Here is a 20,429-nt window from a genome sequence, read left to right on the forward strand (position 1 = left end):
CGATTTTTTAATTACTTAAGATATGGATTTTTTTATGCGCCGTATTATCGTTTGTCTTAATTTAATTTTATTGCTTGTAGCTTGTAGCAGTAATAGATCTTCAACATCGCCAATGAAAGAACACCGTGGGCATGCAAATGTCAAAGGCGGTGTTTATCTCGAAAAAGATCACAACCCATCTAAAACCGCAAGTCCGTTATTAGAAATAGATAAAGAAAAATTTATCGATAGAATGGTGAGCAAGCATGGTTTTAACCGTCAACAGCTTCGCAATGTGCTTGCTCAGACCAATAAACTTGATTGGGTAATTAATTTAATGGATAAACAAGCACCAAAATCAGGACCTGCAACAGGACCAAATGGTGCTTGGATTCGTTATAAAAATAAATTTATTACGGCAAGCAACCTCCCTCGTGGTGTTGAATTTTGGAACCAATACGAAAAAGAGTTAAAGCGTGCTTATACCGAATATGGTGTTCCACCTGAAATTATTGTTGGCATTATCGGTGTCGAAACAGGTTGGGGTAGAGTAATGGGTAAAACGAAAATTATTGATGCGCTATCAACGCTTGCCTTTTACTATCCAAGGCGTGCACAATATTTTTCTAACGAATTAGAAGACTTTTTGGTGATGTGCCGTGATGAAAGCGTTGATCCGTTTGATTTAAGTGGATCATTTGCTGGCGCAATGGGATATGGTCAATTTATGCCGTCAGCGTTTAGACGTCATGCCGTTGACTTTAACCATGATGGTCATGTTGATTTGTGGGATCCAGTTGATGCTATCGGTAGTGTAGCAAACTACTTTAAGTCATATGGTTGGCAACGAGGTAAGAAAGTGGCGGTAATGGCTGATGGTCAGGCTCCATCACTTAACTCAGGTTTTAGCACTAAATACTCAATTGAAACGCTTGCAAAAGCTGGCTTGAAACCACAAGGCTCACTAGATGGTCATACTCAGGTGAGTCTATTGCGCCTTGATATGGGTGATCGTTACCAATTTTGGTATGGCTTACCGAATTTTTATACCATAACCCGCTATAACCATAGCATGCATTATGCCATGGCAGTTTGGCAATTGGGACTTGCAGTTAAAGAAGCAAGATAACTATCGAATATTTAATATCAAATTTTATTAGGTCGTTGTTATGCGACCTTTTTTATATCTGCCAATAATATTTAAGAAATAATCAGTTTTATTGCAAGTAATAATAAAAATACACCAAAAAACTTGATCAGCTTTTTTATTGATAATTTTTGTGCAATTTGTACCCCCACTTTTGCCATAGGAATGCTCGCCAGCATAATAGTTAATGCCGCAGGTAAATAAATAAAGCCTAAGCAATATTGGGGTAATTGTGGGGTATGCCAACCCGCAATGATGTAGCCAACTGTACCACCGATAGCAACGGGTAAAGTGAAAGCAGCCGATGTTCCAATTGCTTTTCGCATATCTATGCCACATTTTTGTAAAAATGGTACAACTAAAACACCACCACCCACGCCGACAAGTGCAGCAAAAATGCCAATTAAGGTTCCTGCAAATATAAAAATGCTGTTATTAATAGAAATATTTTTACTAGTATGATTTTGTGAAACTTTACTCGCTTGTAAAATAAATTGGCCACTAACATAAATAAGAAAAATGATAAATATCCATTTTAACCAAACCCCTGGAATATAAGGCGTCATATACGAACCACCTAAAGTGCCTATGATACAACCTAAAACCATTTTTCTAAGGATATTCCATTGAATATCATTGTTTTTATTATAAATATAGCTTGAAGATAAACTTGTGCCAATGATGGTTGCTAATGAGGTTGCAATCGCGATATGGTTAACCCAAGCATTACCTAGATTAAAATAATTTAAGGTAAAGATTAAGGAGGGCACTATTAATGCACCACCGCCAACACCAAACATACCAGCTAATAATCCCGCAACAGCGCCTATAGAAAGGAATATAATAAATTCAAGAATCATGTTTAATCCTTAAAGTATGGTAACACTAATACCCCATCTTTTTTGTTAAGTAAAAATTAAGATTAGATAATTGATTCTACTGATCTACCGTTTAATATCATTATCAGGTTTGATTGCAAAATAGTAAATTAAAAGATGACAAGATGGTTAAAAAATCTTATGTTATTTAGCCGACGGTAACGAATAAAAGTTTAAAAATAAATTGACGGGAGTGAATAATGAAAGATCGTTTAAAGTGGATTGATGATTTTGGTTTTTTAGGCGAAACAGCCAGTGGGCACTCGTTAGTTATGGATGGCGGTATTGAACATGGAGGGCGTAATCGTGGCGCTCGCCCTATGGAGCTTTTGTTACATGGTGCAGCAGGTTGTATGGCTTATGATATTATCGCTATTTTAAAAAATAATAAAAAAGATATTCGCGATCTTTGGATAGAAATTGATAAAACTCAAGCAGAATCTTCACCAAAAGTCTATACATCTATTAATTTCCATATTGTGATTACAGGTATCAATATAGATGATCAAGCAGTAGAAAGAGCCGTGAAACTTGCTTCAGAAAAATACTGTAGTGCCTCTATCATGCTAGGAAAAACCGCAAAAATGTCTTATACCTATGAGGTTAGAGAATATCACTAAAGTTTATTCTTATAACGAATAATTATAATCTAATAACAAGCTGATCTTAGTGTATTTTGCATTAATCATTTAACATTTTATTAGTCAGAGCAATAAGAGAGTGGTTATGCAACAATTAAGTAAAACTATGCGATTTCGGGATATGGTTATTCTGGGTTTGCTTTTTATTGGTCCAGCAGCACCAATAGGGTTATTTGGTGTTTTAGATGCAATCAGTGATGGTGCAGTTGTTTTAGTTTATATTGTAGCAACTTTGGTAATGGCATTTACCGCATTTTCTTACGCTAGAATGGCAAACGCTTTACCTCATGCAGGAGCGGTTTATGCTTATTGTTCGATTGGTATTCATGCTAATGTGGGATTTTTAGTCGGTTGGTTGTTATTGCTTGATTATATGTTTATTCCTGCTGTTGCTTACTTATTTAGCGGTATTTCGTTCAACGCCTTAATGCCTGACGTACCGGTATGGGGATGGACTTGTTTGGCGGTTGTATTAACTACCACGTTGAATTTAATTGGCATCAAAAAATCGGCTAAAATTACATTAATTATCTTACTATTTGAAATTATTGTATTGTTTGCTGTGCTATTTGTTGGTATTTGGCTAATAGCAACTAGTGATATTAGTCGAGATTGGTTGAAACCTTTTTGGGGCGGTGATTTATTTAGCTGGGCTAATTTGTTTAATGCTGTATCTATTGCGGTACTCTCTTATTTGGGATTTGATGCTATTGCGACTTTTTCTGAAGAAAACGGTGGCTCCCATAATTTAGTGAGTAAAGCCATTATGAGCTGTTTAATTTTAGCTGGCTGCCTATTTGTAATTCAAATTTATGTTGGTGCTTTACTTAATCCTTATAATCCAGAATATTTGCGTAGTCATCCTGAACTACAGGGTAAAGCTTACTATAATATTGTTAATCAAGAAATTAACTTATATCTAGGATGGGCGCTAAGTTTGATGAAAGCCATTGGTGCATCATTTGCTGCAATGGTTGGGCAAGCTGCCGCAAGTCGTCTTTTATTCAGTATGGGGCGCGATAAGCGTTTACCTTCATTTTTTGCTAAAGTGGGTAAAAAAAGTGGCGTGCCGGCAATGGCTATTTTATGCTCTGCGCTATTTAATTTATGCTTAGTTGTTATTGCCGCCAATCATGATAAAGGATTAGCAACTCTAGTGTCATTTGTTGATATTGGTGCGTTAACGGCATTTATTATGTTACATTTATCTGTAATCGGCTACTTTAAGTTCAAAAGACATTCAAAGGGTTGGCGTTCTTGGGTTTTAAATATCTTTATGCCTATTATTGGTATTATAGTGTTATTACCTGTATTACTACATATTGATAATGATGCAAAAATTGTCGGTGTAATTTGGTTAGCAATTGGTATGATTATTCTCTATTTAAACAAAGAGCAGGCCCAATTAGTTTGCTTAGAAAAACATGAATAATAAGCTTAATACATTTATTGAAGATTTATTGCATCTTAATTAAAATGACAATATTTTCCTATTTTCCTCAGGCGTTATAATAAAATGCTATCAGAAATATTACGTGGCGCGTTAATTTCAGCTAGCCTAATTATCGCTATTGGTGCACAAAATTTATTTGTTCTCAAACAGGGAATATTAAAAAACCATATTTTCTATGTGTCGGCAATTTGTTTTATTTGTGATTTTGTATTAATGTCGATTGGTATTTTAGGGGTGGGCTCTTTCATTAGTCGTAATCCTTTAATCACAAATCTGCTAGCAATATTGGGGGCGTTTTTTTTAATTTGGTATGGTTTTAGTGCGTTTAAAAGTGCAATTAAAGGCACAAGTAATATGCAAATAGAATCTCAAGATGTGAATAATAGCCGTTTAATCAAGGTGGTAGTTGCAACGTTAGCGGTCACTTTGCTTAACCCACATGTATATTTAGATACGGTTGTGATTGTTGGGGGAATAGCTGGCACACTAAATAGTGAACAAAAACTGGCATTTTTGATTGGCGCTGTTTGTGTCTCTTTTGTATGGTTCTTTGGTATTGGTTATGGTGCAAGATTGTTAGCGCCATTATTTAAACAAAAAAAGATGTGGATAATCTTAGATTGCCTAGTTGGCACTGTCATGTTGTACATCGCTTACCGACTAGTTTTTTATGTCGTTTATAACAATTAAAGCTAGAACAGTAAATAGGCTATAGCCTATATGATTCAAAGAGCGTTCGGTCTATTAATAAACATCCTTACTTTGCTCATCAAACATCCATTTAAGATCTTTAAATAATAAAGGCTCTTTTGGGCATTTTTATCCCCCTTGAGAGTAATTATCAAATAACATTATGAAATAATAATGTGACTATTATCACAATTACATGTATTTGTTAAATTATAAGATATCTTCTTTATATAATTAGTGTTAGCTTACATAGTATAAATTTGGATTGTTACTGTACAGCTAATTGTTTATACAGGCAAAACCTAAACATTTTGGTTAATAAAGTGTTTAGGTTTTTTTATATAAGGGTTTTGTTTTATATAAAGGAAAGTTGAAGCGTATGGATTAGTTATAGCGTAGATATAAGATGGTTTATTACAGTTTATTCAATTCAGTTATTTTATAAATTTACTATTAATAAATGCGTAATAGATCACTTAAGGAGAAAACAATGAAAAGTAATATTTTAAAACTAACACTATTAATTAGTGCGGTTCTTACCACAAGTCCATTATTTGCTATTGACCAAGTCAAAATTGAAAGCAATCAATTAAAAAAAATGACTGTGGATGGTCTTGAGTTTAAAGATATGGATAAAAATGGAAAATTAACTCCATATGAAGATTGGCGTTTATCGCCACAGCAACGAGCACAGGATTTGCTTTCAAGAATGTCATTAGAAGAGAAAGCAGGGATAATGATGCATGGCAATGCGCCAAGTGTAAATAATGAAATAGGGCGTGGTGATAAATATGATTTTAAAAAGCTGACTGTTTTGATTCTGAAAGATAAAGTTAATAGCTTTATAACCAGATTAGAAGTTAATCCTAAAGATTTTGCAGAGCAGAATAATCAGTTACAAAAAATAGCTGAATCTTCTCGTTTATCCATTCCATTGACAATAAGTGTTGATCCTAGAAATACGTTTTATTATGGTAATGAGTTAGGTATAAAAAGTGGTTTTAGTCAGTGGCCTGGAACATTAGGCATGGCGGCTATTGGTCGTGAAAAAGATATCAATGAATATGGCGATATTATTCGTCAAGAATACCGATCATTAGGTGTAACGCAAGCCTTGTCACCCATGGCCGATTTAGGTACAGAACCGCGTTGGGCTAGATTTGAGGGGACATTTGGTGAAAATCCTGAGTTAAGCAAAAAAATGGTTCGTGGTTATATATCTGGAATACAAAATGGTAGCAAAGGTCTAAATTCGCAAAGTGTCGCTGCTGTTGTGAAACACTGGGTGGGATATGGTGCTGCCGAAAATGGATTTGATAGTCATAGTGCTTATGGTAAATATGCGCTTTTTACCCATAAAGATAGTTTAAAAGAACATATTATTCCATTTACAGGCGCTTTTGAGGTAAATGTTGCAGGTGTCATGCCAACTTATTCTATATTAAAAAATGCTCAGTTAGGTGATCATAAGTTTGACGCTGTTGGCGGTGGGTTTAATTCATTTTTATTGCAAGATCTATTACGTAATACCTATCAGTTTAAAGGTGTTGTTATAAGTGATTGGAGTATTACTAATGATTGTAATGATATTTGTGTCAATGGAACAGCTCCGGGGGGTAAACCTAAAGTTGAAGGCATGCCATGGGGAGTTGAGGATCTTACTAAAGAGCAACGCTTTATTAAAGCTTTTCATGCTGGCATTCAACAGTTTGGCGGGGTTAGCGATAGTTCAATTATTGTAACTGCTGTTAAGAATAAAAAAATTGCCGAAAAAGATATCGATAAAGCCGTTTTAGCGATTTTGATTCAAAAATTTTCTCTAGGTCAATTTGAAACACCATATGTAGATCCAAACAAAACAAGTATTGTTGGCAACAAAGATTTTCAAAAGATGGCGAGTCAGGCCCAATATAATTCTTTGGTATTACTTGAAAACGCACAAAAAACATTACCACTAAACGCCAATAACAAAATCTATTTATATGGCTTTTTACCAAATGTTAAAAATCTGTTAAAGAATAAAGTGAATATTGTTGATAAATTAGAGCAAGCTGATGTGGTTGTTGCCCGAATAAATGCACCTTATGAGCAAAATCATAAAGGTTACTTTTTTGGCTTAGAGCATCATGAGGGATCTTTAGCATTTCCTCCTAAGGATAGAGATATTGAATTTATTGCGCAAGCAAGTAAAACGCATCCTGTTGTTGTTACTGTTTATTTAGATAGACCAGCAATTGTCACCCCATTAAAACAATACGCTAGTGCTGTTATTGCTAATTTTGGGGTAAATGATGAAGTGTTGTTTGATAGATTATTTGATGACAAACCTTACGTAGCTAAAATACCATTTTCACTACCAGACTCGATGGATAGCGTACAGCAACAATCTTCAGATCTGCCTAATGATATGAAAGCACTCTATCCGCTTGGTTATGGTTTAACGCAGTAAGGGATAACGCATTGGCTTTATAAATTATTTTTGTAAATTATTTTGTGTGTTTGCCTGTTTTTAACGCATTCTAATGCACAAAGAAAGCCAATAAACATGGATGAAAAAAGATTAATAGGCTTGATAATAGAATTAGCGAAGATATTAAAACTAAAATATTAAAAATTAAGACGATTTGGGTAATTTTGAATAAATTAAATCATCAAAATTACCCTCAATGCAGAAATAGGGTAATTAATAATGTTGCCGATACAAAGTTATTTTCCCATCCACAAATCATTTATATCATTGCTTGTTTAAATAAAAAGTTATTTATTAGCAATACAATAAGGTCTGAAAAATTCGTTTGGGAATAATCATAATCAAAGAATATTTTTTACATATTTACAAGCATCTTTATGGTTATTTTTACAAGCTTGCTGAAAATAATATTTTGCTTTGTAAATATCTTGTGCAACTCCTTGGCCATTTTGATACATGATACCTAAATAGTATTGAGCTTCCGCATAATTTTGTTGCGCGGAAAGCTGAAACCACGCTAATGCTTTACTGTAATCTTTTGCAAACCATGACCCTTGATAATATAACCAGCCTAAGCTACATTGCGCATCTGGATTGCCAGATTCCGCAGCTTCAGTATCTAACTCAACGCCTTTGGCAAAATCTTTTTTTAACCCACCCAATCCATTGTAATACATATTAGCTAAATTATGTTTTGCCATCATATTGCCTTTTTGGGCAGCTTGCTCATAAAGTTTTCTGGCTGTCGTGTAGCTTTTTTTTACAGCAGTTCCGTTATAATAGAAAACGCCTAGATTATTGAGTGCCTCTTTATTACCTTGTTTTGCTGCTTTTTCATACCACTCTTTGGCTTTAAAATAATTTTGACTGATACTGTTATCATTTAAATTTTGTTCAATTCCTTTACGATAATGTTTTTTTTCTGCAAATTCGTAAAGTGTCCCCATATTATATTGGCCTAGAGCATTACCACTCAATGCTGCTTTTTCATATAACTCTTTTCCTTTTAGTAAATTTTGCTCTACACCTTGACCTGTAGCATACATATAGCCTAAAGCTACTTGGGCGTCAGAGTGATTTTGATTAACTGCTTTTTGATACCATTCAATAGCTTTTGCATAATCTTGTTTAACACCTAGGCCATAGTTATACATATAACCTAAATTGTATTGTGCTTCAGCGTTATTTTGTTCAGTCGCTTTTTTATATTCAACATTAAAATTGTATTTTGTATTGAGTTGTGCGAAAACTGAAATGTTTACAGATATTAATAAGCAAATTATCAATGTTAATTTTTTCATTTATCTGCCTGTGTTAATTGGGGAAGATTGTTTTTATTAAAGGATCTTTTTTATTTATTTGCAAGCTTATTTATGATTATTTAATAAGCATAAATATCTTTTTTATCTTTATCTGATTACATGTCGATTTATTTTAATGTGCAGACATGTTCATTTATTATTGCTGTCTAGTTTTCAAGTTTACGTGATGGAACGTGAAGATAAAGAATTACAGTATACCGTATAGAAACAAGCACCAAAAAGCATCATAATATTTTTATTCGGATGTAATGAGAAGATCTATATTGTAGAAGATTTCAAAAATAACAAAGAACTATTAGATAAATACCTTAAAAAATGTGAGCATGGTTAACTTGATGGTGATAGTTTAAATTGTCAAAACTTTTTCAAAGCTATTTGAAGTTTAAACTCATCAAAACACAATCCTCACGCACGGGATTAATTTAACTAAGAAACTACATTGTGGCTTTTAATATTCTTTGTGATGACGCTTTTATAATAAATTGATTTTTCTTATTTATTATAAACATTTCACCATTTTGAATAGTCATCTTATTTCTTGGCAAAGTTGACTTTGAAAACAGTTTCTGATTTATTTAGGTTAGCTGTAAATGATTTTTTAATAAAACACAATAAAACTTTATCTAATATTAACCAACGATTGTAAGGAATTTATATGAAAAAAATACTAATATTGATTACTGCCATGTTCTTATTCGGATGTAATGAGAAAACCTATACAGTTGACGATTTCAAAAATAATAAAGAACTACTAGATGAATACCGTAAAAAATGTGAGAACGGTGAAATAGATGGGGATAATTTAAATTGTCAAAACTCTCACAAAGCAATTGTTTCCAAAAATAGAGTTGGTAATGCAAGTTGGAACTAATATAGTGATCCACTAATTTTAAAATTCTATCTGTGATAAGTTTATAAACTTAATTTTCTTATTATAAACTTATCATCTTGCATTATAATCTTATCTCCTTTTTCTGCTTTATTGCCATTTAAAAATCGATTAATCTGTTTCGATAAAATTATTTTTTTCGGTACTGTTGTCATCAATTAAATTGGTAAATTCTGGCTGCTTACCATTTATTGGAAATTGATAATTAGCGCGCCAATAATCTGATTCTTTCTCAATATCGCTTTGGTTATCTGTTGCGCTGGAAAACATTGCATTAACTTCTTCTAACTTATAAGTTAATATTAAATCAATACGTTGCTATTATTTGATTTGAGTACATTTGGCTTTAGTCACAACCGCAATCATTATCACTAGCTTGTTTTTTCTTAGCTTGCTGTTTGGCTACAATGGCATTGACCTTTTTTGTTACAACAATTAAATGATCTTTTGCATCAGAATAATTTTGTTCTGCAGCCTTAGCAAACCATTGTTTTGCTTTAAAATAGTTCTTTTTTACACCTGTGCCTTGGTAGTAGAGCATGGCTAATGTATATTGGGCAATTGCATCCCCTTTTTTAGCAGCTTTTGTATCCCACTCAATTCCTTTTGAATAGTTTTGTTTTGTGCCTTGTCCGTTAAAGTACAATAAAGCTAAGCTATGTTGAGCGGCAATATTGCCTTGATTGGCTGCTTTTTCAAACCACTCTTTTGCTTTAATATAGTCAGGCTGTGTTTCTGATTGCTGTTCGAATCCATTTTCGATCCCTTTAAATTGGCGTTTTTTAGCGTATGAACCATCGGCATACATAAGACCTACGTGGTACTGCGCTTCAGCATCATTTTGTTCTGTTGCTTTTTGATACTCTTGATTAAAATCAAACATAGTTTGTTGATCGGCATTTGCCGCAATACTAAAACATAAAACTAGTGATAACGTAGCAAAAAACTTTAGCATACAACTTCCTTCAAAAATAAATACCGAGTATTTTATCGTATTTATTTGTTTAGTATAGCTTAATTAGTTTGTTTCAACCTTAATCGCGATTGTAAAAGAAGTATAATATTGTTATTTATTCAATAATACACTGTAATTAGCCATGACTTTTTAGCTTAGGGAATGAGTATTGATTAGACTTTAAAGCGAAAATAGTAAATTGTGATCTTAACTATTCAGCGCGTTATGAGTTTTATTCGTTTAAGGCAGCACTATCAATTATAACAGTTTATTTTAAATAAATTTGCTAGATACTAGTTAGCATTTCTATTACTTTTCTTACTTGATATTAGGTAATGTCTATCTGCTGAGTGTCAATATGATGAAATGGTGGGTCGTGAGCGATTCGAACGCTCGACCAACGGATTAAAAGTCCGCTGCTCTACCGACTGAGCTAACGACCCATCTAAAGATGGTGGGTGATACCGGGTTCGAACCAGTGACCCCCTCCTTGTAAGGGAGGTGCTCTCCCAACTGAGCTAATCACCCCAAGTGTTTCATTACAGAAACGTCACGGTAAAGATTGGTGGGTGATACCGGGTTCGAACCAGTGACCCCCTCCTTGTAAGGGAGGTGCTCTCCCAACTGAGCTAATCACCCTTACCGTGTGGATGTGCATTATAAGGCACGCCTTATTTCAGTCAACCCTTTTTTTTAAATTTCTCTAAAATTTGCTTCGTTCGATTTAATTTTAAACATTTTTTGGGTAATAGTTCGCAAAAATACCTTTTATCCATTCTTATTTTAAAAAGGACGATTAGGATTAAGCCATGTTGTTAGCAAAAATAAAAAGATAACCCATCATGCTTTTTAATAAAAAACGCATCATTATTTATGTCGAACCTACTATTTTACGTTATAGGATAGTGAACGCAGTTAAGCAACACACTACATCAAATGCTAGCGAAGATCTAATTGTATGGAATTATCAAAATGAGGCTGATTTAGCGGTTTTCATTGATGATCTACAAAAAAAATTTTCTGCTCGCACTGAATTTGAGCTCAATTTGGACATTAATTTAACCCAAATGCAACAACTAGCTTTGCCAGATGTAAAGCTCAAATTCAATGAATTGAGTTTATATGTTGAAGCTAACATCCATAAATTATTTCAATTACCAGCTAAAAGCGTGTTTTTTGATTTTGCTTATGCAACTGAACAAAAAAAGCAAATTACAGTGGTGATAGCTGAACGTCATTATATTGAAAATTGGATTAATCTTTTTAATAAGTATGGATTGTTATTAACGTTCGTGGGGTGTGGGTTTGAAAATACTAAAATTAATTTTTTACCTTGGCGGCAAGAGAAGCAAACAAAGCAACAACGGCAACTGATATTCGTGGCGACTAGTGTTATTGGCGCAATCGGTTGCTTGCTTTGTTATTTGTGGATGCAAGCTCAAAACGAGCTACAAACTTATGATGAAAAACGCTTGCAACAACAAGGTATAACACAAAAACTAACTGAAGAACTAATGCATGATTTGCCTAATCCATCATTAAGCCAAAAACAAATTCAGCAATCTTTAGTATTGCTTTCACAGCAGTTACCTTCTGTAATTTGGCTTGATTGTTTTTATTATGAACCACAAAAAGTAAAGATTGAAGGGCAAAGCTTTAGTTATGTTGAGCTAACTAAATTTAATCAAAGTTTGTTAACGCTAAAAAATATAAGTAACAGTCAAGTTAAAACAATCTTATCCCATAAAAATCATTTATTTTTTGAAATGGAAATAATGCTTAGTGAATAGTGATTTTTTTGAACGCCCAATTTGGCAACAATATATGCTTTGTGTTTTATTTGGTTTGGCGTTTTTTGTAATCGTTTATCTGTTGTTTATTAAAGATATTCGGCAACAAGCACAGCTAGCAGTCGAGTCATATCAGCAAATAGTTATTGAAAATGAGCAATTACAAGCAAAAGCTAGTCGTTATCAGGCAAGTAAAAATACTTTATATAGTTTGATATCAGATAAGGAATTCGCATTGGCGATCGAGCAAAATCATCTTTCATTAGTATCTTTTAAGCATTATCAAACAGATAAAACAGCTAATTGGGAGATTGAGTTAGAGGGGCAGTTTTTTGATTTTATGAATTTAATTTCATCATTAACCGATGATTTTTACTATCTTGATTTTAAAAATCTTAAAATCAGCAAGCAAGATCAGCAGTTACAAATAATGTTTACTTTATTGTTTGAAAAGGACTATCAATGAAGCCCTATCTTTATAAATATATCGTTTTATTTTGTGCTATCTGTTTTGAGTTAAAAGCTAATATCCTGTTGGAAAGCGATCCTTTTCAACAACATTACCGAGTTTCTTGTAGTGAACAAACAACATTACTACTTGAGCAAATTCAAGCTTGGCATTTTAGAGGGTTTATGAAACAAATTGATCCGAATTATCAACAAATTTGGTTAGCTTCTGATAATCATTGGCTAGCAATAACTGATAATACAGTGCCAAATGTTTTGTTTCCTTGGTATGTACAATCTTCACTAAACGATAAAATAATATGGCAAGCAGATTTACCTGATTATTGCCATAATATTGTATTATGGACGATGTTGCTAAATGAGTAATAAAATTGCCGAAAACCAAAAATATCAATATTTACAATTGGTTATTTACATATTAACTAAGGTTAAAAGCCGTTTGCTGATAGTATTTATATTTTTAGCAATCAACACAAATGTTAGTAATGCCAATATACTCCCATCATCAAACGCTGATCAGCAAAAAAATATTTCAATGGCATTTTATCAAACGGATATTGCAATTATCTTGCAAGCGTTAGCCGATAGTAAACAAATGAACCTGGTTATGTCAGAAGATATATCAATTAAACAGACCATTAAACTCAATAATGTTGATTGGCATAAAGCGCTAAAAATCATATTAGATTCAGCGAATTTACAAGCAGAAATTGATGATAATATTTTGCTTATTTCTAAAGCGATAGATCCTGAAATTTTATTGCAAAAACAACAATCAGAACAAAGAGAAAAAGAATTAAACCAACCTATTAGTTCTTTATTTATAGCTGTTAATTATGCAGATCCAACAACTTTAATTGAAATGATTCAACAGCAAGATTTGTTATCACAACGAGGCCGGGTTACATTTGATAAACGGACAAATTCCCTCGTTATTGCTGATGTGCCAAAACAATTTGCAAATATCAAAAAATTAGTTAAAACACTGGATAAACCGATGCCCCAAGTTCATATCTCAGCGCATATTGTTACCATGAGTGATGAAAGTATGTCAGAACTGGGTATTAAATGGGGGTATGAAGGGTCTTCATCGCAATTATTAGATAAGTTTGATGTTGGGCTTGGGGTCAGCCATTCAACCTCTACAGTTGGTTTTAATTTAGCTAAACTATCGGGACATTTACTCAATTTAGAGCTGTCAGCGCTTGAATCTGAGAATCAACTTGAGATTATAGCCAGCCCTAATTTACTTACAGCTAATCAAAATATGGCGTCGATAAAACAAGGTACTGAAATTCCTTATGAGGTTTCTAGCGGTAGTAATGGTGCTACTTCAATTGAATTCAAGCATGCTGTTTTGGGGTTAGAAGTGACACCTAAAATATTATCTGATGAGCTTATGGTTTTAGATTTGTATATCACACAAAATACGGCTGGGCGTTCAATAAAACGTAGTGATAACGGTGAAGTATTAGCTATTGATACGCAAGAGATTAAAACACAAGTTCAGATAAAAAATGGAGAAACCGTTGTATTAGGTGGTATAGTTCAACAAGTTAATACTAAAAATAAGCAAAAAGTGCCTAGTGCTGGGGACATACCATTAATTGGTCGTTTATTTAAACACAATAGTAACAAACAACAAAAACGTGAGCTGGTTATTTTTATTACGCCACAATTGGTTGAGTAAATGTCAATGGAGTTGTATTATATTTTAACTTGTTTTAGCTTTGGCTTTGATAAGTAATTATTGTTTTAAAGTCTATAATTTTAGTCGTTATTATTACCATTTATTATAAAAGTAGAGAATATTATGCATGTTGTTGCTTCTGATCTAGACGGTACTTTATTAACACCTGAACATAGCTTATCGCCTTATACCAAACAAGTTCTTCAAGCGCTTCGTAAAAAAGGTATCCATTTTGTTTTTGCAACTGGCCGGCACCACATTGATGTTGCCCAAATGCGGGAAAATATGGAAATTGATGCTTTTATGATTACTTCTAACGGTGCGAGAGTGCATGATAGTGCGGGCAATTTAGTTTTTAGCCAAAGTATTGAGCCATCGCTTGCTTGTGAAATAGCTAAAATGAGTATGGATGACCCTTTAGTTTATACTCATTTATATCGTGGTGATCATTGGTTAATCAATAAAGAAGATACATTTTCATTAGAATTTTACCAAGACACCCAGTTTACTTATCAGTTATTTAACCCACTTGATTTTGATACTAATGATATTGCTAAAATTTATTTTACTACTACTGACGATGCGCTTTACCCACATTTGGTTCAGTTAAAAAATCGGTTAGAAGCAAAATTCGGTAATAAAATTAGCATTGCCTTTTCAACATTAAATTGCCTTGAAGTAATGGCTGAAAATGTGTCTAAAGGTAGTGCATTGAAAAAGGTTGTTGAAAAACTAGGCTACAGTTTACAAGACAGTATTGCTTTTGGTGATGGCATGAATGACTACGAAATGCTAAAAGCTGCCGGTAAAGGTTGCATAATGCAAAATGGCAGTGCTGAGCTAAAGGCATTGTTACCAAAATTAGAGGTTATTGGATCAAATGCTGAAGAGGCTGTGCCACATTACCTAAGTAAATTATTTTTATAATGATCAGATTCAAAAAATGAATATAATTTTTGATAAAGAACTCAATACATTAGGACTGCGCTGTCCTGAACCGATTATGTTAATCAGGAAAGCAATTCGAGATCTGGCTATCGGGCAAGTCCTTTATGTGATTGCCGATGATTTGGCGACGACCCGTGATGTTCCTAGCTTTTGTCGCCATATGGAGCACCAATTGCTGTCATCACAAATAGAGTCTCAACCTTATCAGTACTGGATTAAAAAATCACATTAGTTAAACAGCTATGTTGATGAAAAATTTTATAAAAAAAGCACTTGAGTTAAGTTAGATCAACTTGTTTTAGGTAAAAACGTAATGTACGCCAGTCATTGGCTTGAAGATTATCGGCCATTAACAAAAGTGTACAGTGCTTACCGTCATGTCTGGATTTTAAATTCAGGATAATAACATAGCGGAATATAAGCGGTGTATGCATTAAATACCAGCGCTGTTTATGCCAATAAATTTGATTGATAGTGTGAAATAACACAAATTCACCTTTAATTGTTTTGAAATAACATAGGCTATGCCACCATTGAATTATTAATAAGATTAGAATAATAAAGGTATAAGTATTTAAGGATGTATTAGCAAACATGACTAGACAAAGCATCATAAGTATTGAATAAAACAGAGTTGAAATCATTAATTGTAGCTTGGATATGTTAAGTTTTATGCTCCACATAATGTAAGATGTATTGGGTTAAAATAGAATTATTTCACGATTTCTTTAAAAATTGCTTAAAATAATGCTAAAGATGGGAGATAATGCACACAATTTTAGTGTGTTTTAATGGGTGAGCGATCAATCATTAGCATTTTCTTTTAATGTCAATGTGAAGATCCTTATCGAAAGATAGGTTGAGTAAATTTGGCGCAGAGATAACTCTGATGCCATTATTTTTGCCTTAAAAATTTAGATAGGAAAGATTTGTGATATTAATTAAAGTGTTAAAATTTCTTCTAAAATTATTCATCGGTTTATTTCTTTGTGGCTTGGTTATTGGTATTGCTGGTTATGCTTATTATTCTAAAGACCTTCCGGACGTTACAACATTAAAAGATGTTCGATTACAAACACCAATGCAAGTATTAAGTAAAGATGGCGAGCTAATCGCTACCTTTGGTGAACGTCGTAGAACCCCATTAAAATATAACGAAATTCCACCAATTGTGGTTAATGCCGTTATAGCAACCGAAGACGCTCGTTTTCATGAACATTTTGGTATCGACCCAATTGGTATTGCTCGAGCGATGTATATTGGTTTAAAACATAAAGGGTTTTCTCAAGGTGGTAGTACAATCACTCAGCAAGTCGCAAAAAACTTTTTCTTAACTCCTGAAAAAAGCATAACCCGTAAAGCTAAAGAAATAATTTTGGCTATTCGTATGGAAAAAGAGTTATCGAAAGAAGAAATCATGGCACTGTACCTTAATATGATTAATTTTGGTTCTAGAGCATATGGTGTTGCAGCGGCATCTTATACATTTTTTGGTAAAACACCAGAACAGTTAACCATTGATGAAGCTGCTTTATTAGCAGGCTTACCAAACGCGCCATCTGCGTTTAACCCTATTTCACACCCTGATCGTGCATTGGCTAGACGTAATTGGGTGTTAGGTCGTATGTTAGATCAATCCTATATCACTCAAGCTGAATATAATGAAGCGATTACAAAACCTTTAGGAGCAAGTTATCACTCACCACAAATTGAATTTTCTGCTCCTTATGTAGCTGAAATGGCGCGCCAATTTATGTACGATAAGTTTGGTGAAAATGCTTATACGGACGGCTATAAAGTCTATACGACTATCTCGAAAACAGATCAAATAGCGGCTACTGAATCAGTACAAAAACATATTATTGATTATGATATCAGGCATGGTTATCGAGGTGCTGAAAAAGTATTATGGAAGCAAAATGAAACGCCATGGAATTCGGAGCAAATTCAACAAACTCTTGATAAATATATTTGTTATAGCGGTATGTGCCCAGCGGTTGTCATGACTTCATCAGATAAAGAAGCAACGGCTGTATTATCTGATAAAAGTAATATTACTATTACATATCAAAATATGAAATGGGCTCGACCATTTATTAGTGATACTCGGCAGGGGGCATTTCCTAAAAAGGTGTCTGACACGTTAACAGCAGGACAACTAATTTGGGTGAAAAAATCTGCTGATAATTGGGAGTTAGCACAAATCCCAGCAGTTAATGCTGCTTTAGTATCGCTTGACTCAGATAATGGCGCCATTAAAGCAATTGTAGGCGGTTATGATTTCAATTTAAGTAAATTTAACCGAGCAACTCAAGCGCTTCGACAATTAGGTTCGAATATTAAACCGTTTATTTATACTTCAACGTTAGAGCAAGGTTTAACAATGGCTACACTTCTTAATGACGCACCAATTGTCCGCTCTACAGGTAGTGCTACATGGCGCCCGAAAAACTCGCCACCTAATTATGCTGGTCCATTACGTTTAAGAATAGGGCTAGGTATGTCTAAAAATGTAATGATGGTAAGAGCCTTGCGTGCAGTTGGTATTGATTATGCTGCGACTTATTTAGAGCGTTTTGGATTCCCTAAAGAAAATATTTCACATAATGAATCGTTAGCGTTAGGCTCTGCTTCATTTACACCGTTACAAGTAGCAAGAGCATATTCTGTTATCACTAATGGTGGTTATTTAATTACCCCATACTTAATTGAAAAAATAGAATACAATAATGGATCTGGTACAATTTATCAGCATCAACCGGTGATTGCTTGTCAAAATTGTAATGATGATGTTGTTACAGAAGAAGCAAAATCAATATCATTAGATAATGTTGAGAATGAATCTGATGGATCTGATAATGAAGAACCAGAACAAGCCAACCTTAAATCAGATGATAATATCGTATTGCCAGATATAAACCTCGATAATAAAACGATTGATGTAACGCCAAAATATGCACCGCATACGGTAAATAGTGGAATCGCATTTATTATGAAAGATGGTCTTCGCTCTATTGTATTCGGTGGTTCAAATTGGCAAGGTACTGCATGGCGTGTAAAAGCATTGGGTAGGAAAGATGTTGGCGGTAAAACAGGAACAACCAATGCATCTAAAGACGTTTGGTTTTCTGGATTTGGTGGCAATATTGTAACGACTGTTTGGATGGGATTTGATGATCACCGGCGTGAGTTAGGGCGAACTTTCCGAGCTGAAGCAGGGGCTGTGACTGCAAATCCTGTATGGGTTGATTATATGAAAGTTGCCCTAAAAGATGTACCAATAAGAGAAGATGTCAAACCAGAGAATGTCATTTCTGTTACTATCGATGAAAAAACAGGATTACTGCCTCAATCTGGCTCTAAAACAATGTCAGAATATTTTATCAAAGGGACTGAACCAACAAGTTATGCTACGCAGGAAGTTGGTACTAGTGTAACAGATTCAGAGGGTAATACTTCAGAGCTTTTCTGATAAAGGATTTAAAATGAATGGTTCAATAAGAATTATTGGCGGAAAATGGCGTGGGCGTAAATTGCCAGTTTTAGACAAACAAGGGTTGCGTCCAACCACGGATCGTATCAAAGAAACTCTATATAACTGGTTAATGCCAGTGATACATGATAGTGATTGTTTGGATTGTTTTTCAGGGAGCGGCTCATTAGGATTTGAAGCCGCATCGCGAGGCGCTAAAAGTGTTACCTTGCTTGAAAAAGATAAGCAAGTAGCACAACTACTTAATAAAAACAAACAGCTTATTGATAAAGATACTATCAATGTCTATCATACTGACACCTTACAGTGGTTAAATAAGCCTGCTGAAAAACAGTTTGATATTGTATTTATCGATCCACCATTTCATCAAGCATTGGTAGCAAAAACGGTGAGTGCGCTTGGTAATAACAACTGGTTAAAACCATCAGCTTATATTTATATTGAAACAGAAATAGGGCATGATTTAACAGCTTATATTCCAACTAATTGGCATTTGCATCGCGAAAAAACTGCTGGGCAGGTTCACAGTTATCTTTTTATACAAGAAGGCATTTAATGTTTATATTTATTGGTAAAGTATTATATTCGTTTATATGGTTGTTTTTATTATTTAATCTTATTCATCCTTATCCAAAGCCAGCCAATGTGGTCGCCAATGTCGGTTTAATTGCGTTTGCTGTTACTCATGGTTTGCAAGCGTTGATGTTAAATTCTACCATGACCAATCAAGAAAAGCAGCAAGACAAATTTAAAGTATTACGTTTGTTCTTATTTGGTGTTTTTGAATCACTTAGCTGGAAAGATAAAAAATGAAAGCAAAAATAGTTGCCAAATAAAAAATTTTTTGTATAATGCTCTCCACTTCTTCCGAAGTATTCAAATAAGCGGGAATAGCTCAGTTGGTAGAGCACGACCTTGCCAAGGTCGGGGTCGCGAGTTCGAACCTCGTTTCCCGCTCCAATATAACATCACAGTATTGTAATACTCGCCAAGAAAATGGGTAAATGCCTTCTCTAGAATATAAGTAAAAATCGTACAAGAATACATTATAGTGCCGAAAGTTTAGGACAGATTATAAACAATAGACGGCGAGTTATGCCTTATCTAATATGCAGCTTGCTAAAAAACTGAAAATGACAAATAGCATCTTAAAAAAGTGTCAGTGTGCTTTATCAATAATCCAAATCGGTGAAGTATAAATATAGGGAACAACATTTGTCATAGCATTTTGTACCTCCGATCAGCCGTCAATTAAAGATTAGCGTGCCAGATTATTACGCTTGGCGTAAACGTGAATCAAAATCAAATCGGTTATTTGATAATATCAAAACGCTCTATTAACAACATAAAGTACGGTTAAGCTCACCAATCAGGGAGATAGGTTATGCGGTGTCAAAAAGAACGGGGAATCGAGTACGATAAAAGTAATTCAGAAAAGCTATTGATTTTATTGAAGTTTTTTGAGTGGTGACAAATGGTAACATTAATCCTTTTGTAGCAAGACTATTTATGATGTACAGGCCAATACACTATGTACTAGCTCAAACCTAATCTGACAGTTACCAGTTTTTATTGGGTGTCTGTCAGGTTAAATCTGGTTCAGATTTTTTCCCAGA

At 34.0% G+C, this 20,429-nt stretch carries 20 protein-coding genes and 4 tRNA genes; 16 read left to right on the plus strand and 8 right to left on the minus strand.

Going from position 1 to position 20,429, the window contains the following annotated elements:
* Positions 1–34 precede the first annotated feature (34 nt).
* A complete protein-coding gene (gene mltB / locus A9G47_RS01990) occupies positions 35–1,108 on the plus strand; it encodes a lytic murein transglycosylase B (protein WP_065642032.1) in 1,074 nt (357 codons plus the stop codon).
* A gap of 71 nt (positions 1,109–1,179) precedes the next feature.
* Here the strand turns inward: mltB and A9G47_RS01995 are convergent, their stop codons facing one another.
* Positions 1,180–1,986, minus strand: coding sequence for a sulfite exporter TauE/SafE family protein (locus A9G47_RS01995; RefSeq protein ID WP_065580249.1), 807 nt, complete (start codon positions 1,984–1,986; stop codon positions 1,180–1,182).
* 218 nt (positions 1,987–2,204) lie between these two features.
* Between A9G47_RS01995 and A9G47_RS02000 the strand changes: the two genes are divergently transcribed.
* The 4 genes from A9G47_RS02000 to A9G47_RS02015 all read left to right on the plus strand — a co-directional run bounded on the left by A9G47_RS02000 (position 2,205) and on the right by A9G47_RS02015 (position 7,237).
* Complete coding sequence (locus A9G47_RS02000) at positions 2,205–2,624, plus strand: OsmC family protein (protein WP_065588084.1); 420 nt, start codon at positions 2,205–2,207, stop codon at positions 2,622–2,624.
* Between the two features lie 106 nt (positions 2,625–2,730).
* Entirely contained in the window at positions 2,731–4,077 is a 1,347-nt protein-coding gene (locus A9G47_RS02005; RefSeq protein WP_065642033.1) for an APC family permease, read from the plus strand.
* Positions 4,078–4,161: 84 nt separating this feature from the next.
* Entirely contained in the window at positions 4,162–4,788 is a 627-nt protein-coding gene (locus A9G47_RS02010) for a LysE/ArgO family amino acid transporter (RefSeq protein ID WP_065566781.1), read from the plus strand.
* Positions 4,789–5,278: 490 nt separating this feature from the next.
* On the plus strand, positions 5,279–7,237 hold the full coding sequence (locus A9G47_RS02015; protein ID WP_065642034.1) for a glycoside hydrolase family 3 protein: 1,959 nt from the start codon (positions 5,279–5,281) through the stop codon (positions 7,235–7,237).
* Between the two features lie 362 nt (positions 7,238–7,599).
* On the opposite strand, the gene A9G47_RS02020 is transcribed toward A9G47_RS02015, so the two are convergent.
* Positions 7,600–8,559, minus strand: coding sequence for a tetratricopeptide repeat protein (locus A9G47_RS02020; protein ID WP_065642035.1), 960 nt, complete (start codon positions 8,557–8,559; stop codon positions 7,600–7,602).
* A 676-nt stretch (positions 8,560–9,235) separates the two neighbouring features.
* Here A9G47_RS02020 and A9G47_RS02025 point away from each other — a divergent pair.
* Positions 9,236–9,451 (plus strand): EexN family lipoprotein, encoded by a 216-nt coding sequence (locus A9G47_RS02025; protein ID WP_065642036.1) that lies wholly within the window; start codon positions 9,236–9,238, stop codon positions 9,449–9,451.
* A gap of 129 nt (positions 9,452–9,580) precedes the next feature.
* Here A9G47_RS02025 and A9G47_RS14135 read toward each other — a convergent pair whose 3' ends face one another.
* The 5 genes from A9G47_RS14135 to A9G47_RS02045 form a co-directional block, all read right to left on the minus strand.
* Complete coding sequence (locus A9G47_RS14135) at positions 9,581–9,739, minus strand: hypothetical protein (RefSeq protein ID WP_176700638.1); 159 nt, start codon at positions 9,737–9,739, stop codon at positions 9,581–9,583.
* Between the two features lie 76 nt (positions 9,740–9,815).
* Positions 9,816–10,424 (minus strand): tetratricopeptide repeat protein, encoded by a 609-nt coding sequence (locus A9G47_RS02030; protein WP_065566785.1) that lies wholly within the window; start codon positions 10,422–10,424, stop codon positions 9,816–9,818.
* Positions 10,425–10,791: 367 nt separating this feature from the next.
* A tRNA-Lys gene (locus A9G47_RS02035) sits at positions 10,792–10,867 on the minus strand.
* A gap of 9 nt (positions 10,868–10,876) precedes the next feature.
* Positions 10,877–10,952: transfer RNA gene (locus tag A9G47_RS02040), tRNA-Val, on the minus strand.
* 35 nt (positions 10,953–10,987) lie between these two features.
* A tRNA-Val gene (locus A9G47_RS02045) sits at positions 10,988–11,063 on the minus strand.
* A 203-nt stretch (positions 11,064–11,266) separates the two neighbouring features.
* Between A9G47_RS02045 and A9G47_RS02050 the strand changes: the two genes are divergently transcribed.
* The 6 genes from A9G47_RS02050 (at position 11,267) to tusA (ending at position 15,552) form a co-directional block, all read left to right on the plus strand.
* Positions 11,267–12,214 carry a PilN domain-containing protein gene (locus A9G47_RS02050; protein ID WP_065642037.1) on the plus strand — a complete coding sequence of 316 codons (948 nt, stop codon included), beginning with the start codon at positions 11,267–11,269 and terminating at the stop codon, positions 12,212–12,214.
* Positions 12,207–12,680, plus strand: coding sequence for a hypothetical protein (locus A9G47_RS02055; protein ID WP_065642038.1), 474 nt, complete (start codon positions 12,207–12,209; stop codon positions 12,678–12,680). Before A9G47_RS02050 ends, A9G47_RS02055 begins: the two co-directional genes overlap by 8 nt.
* A complete protein-coding gene (locus A9G47_RS02060; protein WP_065566161.1) occupies positions 12,677–13,048 on the plus strand; it encodes a hypothetical protein in 372 nt (123 codons plus the stop codon). Before A9G47_RS02055 ends, A9G47_RS02060 begins: the two co-directional genes overlap by 4 nt.
* On the plus strand, positions 13,041–14,372 hold the full coding sequence (gene pilQ, locus A9G47_RS02065) for a type IV pilus secretin PilQ (protein WP_218057406.1): 1,332 nt from the start codon (positions 13,041–13,043) through the stop codon (positions 14,370–14,372). Before A9G47_RS02060 ends, pilQ begins: the two co-directional genes overlap by 8 nt.
* Positions 14,373–14,492: 120 nt before the next feature.
* Complete coding sequence (locus A9G47_RS02070; RefSeq protein WP_141672097.1) at positions 14,493–15,299, plus strand: Cof-type HAD-IIB family hydrolase; 807 nt, start codon at positions 14,493–14,495, stop codon at positions 15,297–15,299.
* Between the two features lie 16 nt (positions 15,300–15,315).
* Complete coding sequence (gene tusA, locus A9G47_RS02075) at positions 15,316–15,552, plus strand: sulfurtransferase TusA (RefSeq protein ID WP_065566163.1); 237 nt, start codon at positions 15,316–15,318, stop codon at positions 15,550–15,552.
* A 46-nt stretch (positions 15,553–15,598) separates the two neighbouring features.
* On the opposite strand, the gene A9G47_RS02080 is transcribed toward tusA, so the two are convergent.
* On the minus strand, positions 15,599–16,003 hold the full coding sequence (locus A9G47_RS02080) for a protein YgfX (RefSeq protein ID WP_081302276.1): 405 nt from the start codon (positions 16,001–16,003) through the stop codon (positions 15,599–15,601).
* A 257-nt stretch (positions 16,004–16,260) separates the two neighbouring features.
* On the opposite strand from A9G47_RS02080, the gene A9G47_RS02085 reads away from it, so the two are divergent.
* The 4 genes from A9G47_RS02085 (at position 16,261) to A9G47_RS02100 (ending at position 19,773) form a co-directional block, all read left to right on the plus strand.
* On the plus strand, positions 16,261–18,792 hold the full coding sequence (locus tag A9G47_RS02085; protein ID WP_065642045.1) for a PBP1A family penicillin-binding protein: 2,532 nt from the start codon (positions 16,261–16,263) through the stop codon (positions 18,790–18,792).
* A 13-nt stretch (positions 18,793–18,805) separates the two neighbouring features.
* The gene (gene rsmD / locus A9G47_RS02090; RefSeq protein ID WP_065642039.1) at positions 18,806–19,369 is read left to right on the plus strand and encodes a 16S rRNA (guanine(966)-N(2))-methyltransferase RsmD; all 564 of its coding nucleotides are present in this window, start codon (positions 18,806–18,808) and stop codon (positions 19,367–19,369) included.
* Positions 19,369–19,626 carry a DUF1145 domain-containing protein gene (locus A9G47_RS02095; RefSeq protein ID WP_065568155.1) on the plus strand — a complete coding sequence of 86 codons (258 nt, stop codon included), beginning with the start codon at positions 19,369–19,371 and terminating at the stop codon, positions 19,624–19,626. Before rsmD ends, A9G47_RS02095 begins: the two co-directional genes overlap by 1 nt.
* Positions 19,627–19,697: 71 nt before the next feature.
* A tRNA-Gly gene (locus A9G47_RS02100) sits at positions 19,698–19,773 on the plus strand.
* The last annotated feature ends 656 nt before the right edge of the window (positions 19,774–20,429 follow it).

Source organism: Gilliamella sp. WF3-4 (assembly GCF_001690275.1).
Taxonomy (GTDB): domain Bacteria; phylum Pseudomonadota; class Gammaproteobacteria; order Enterobacterales; family Orbaceae; genus Gilliamella; species Gilliamella apicola_C.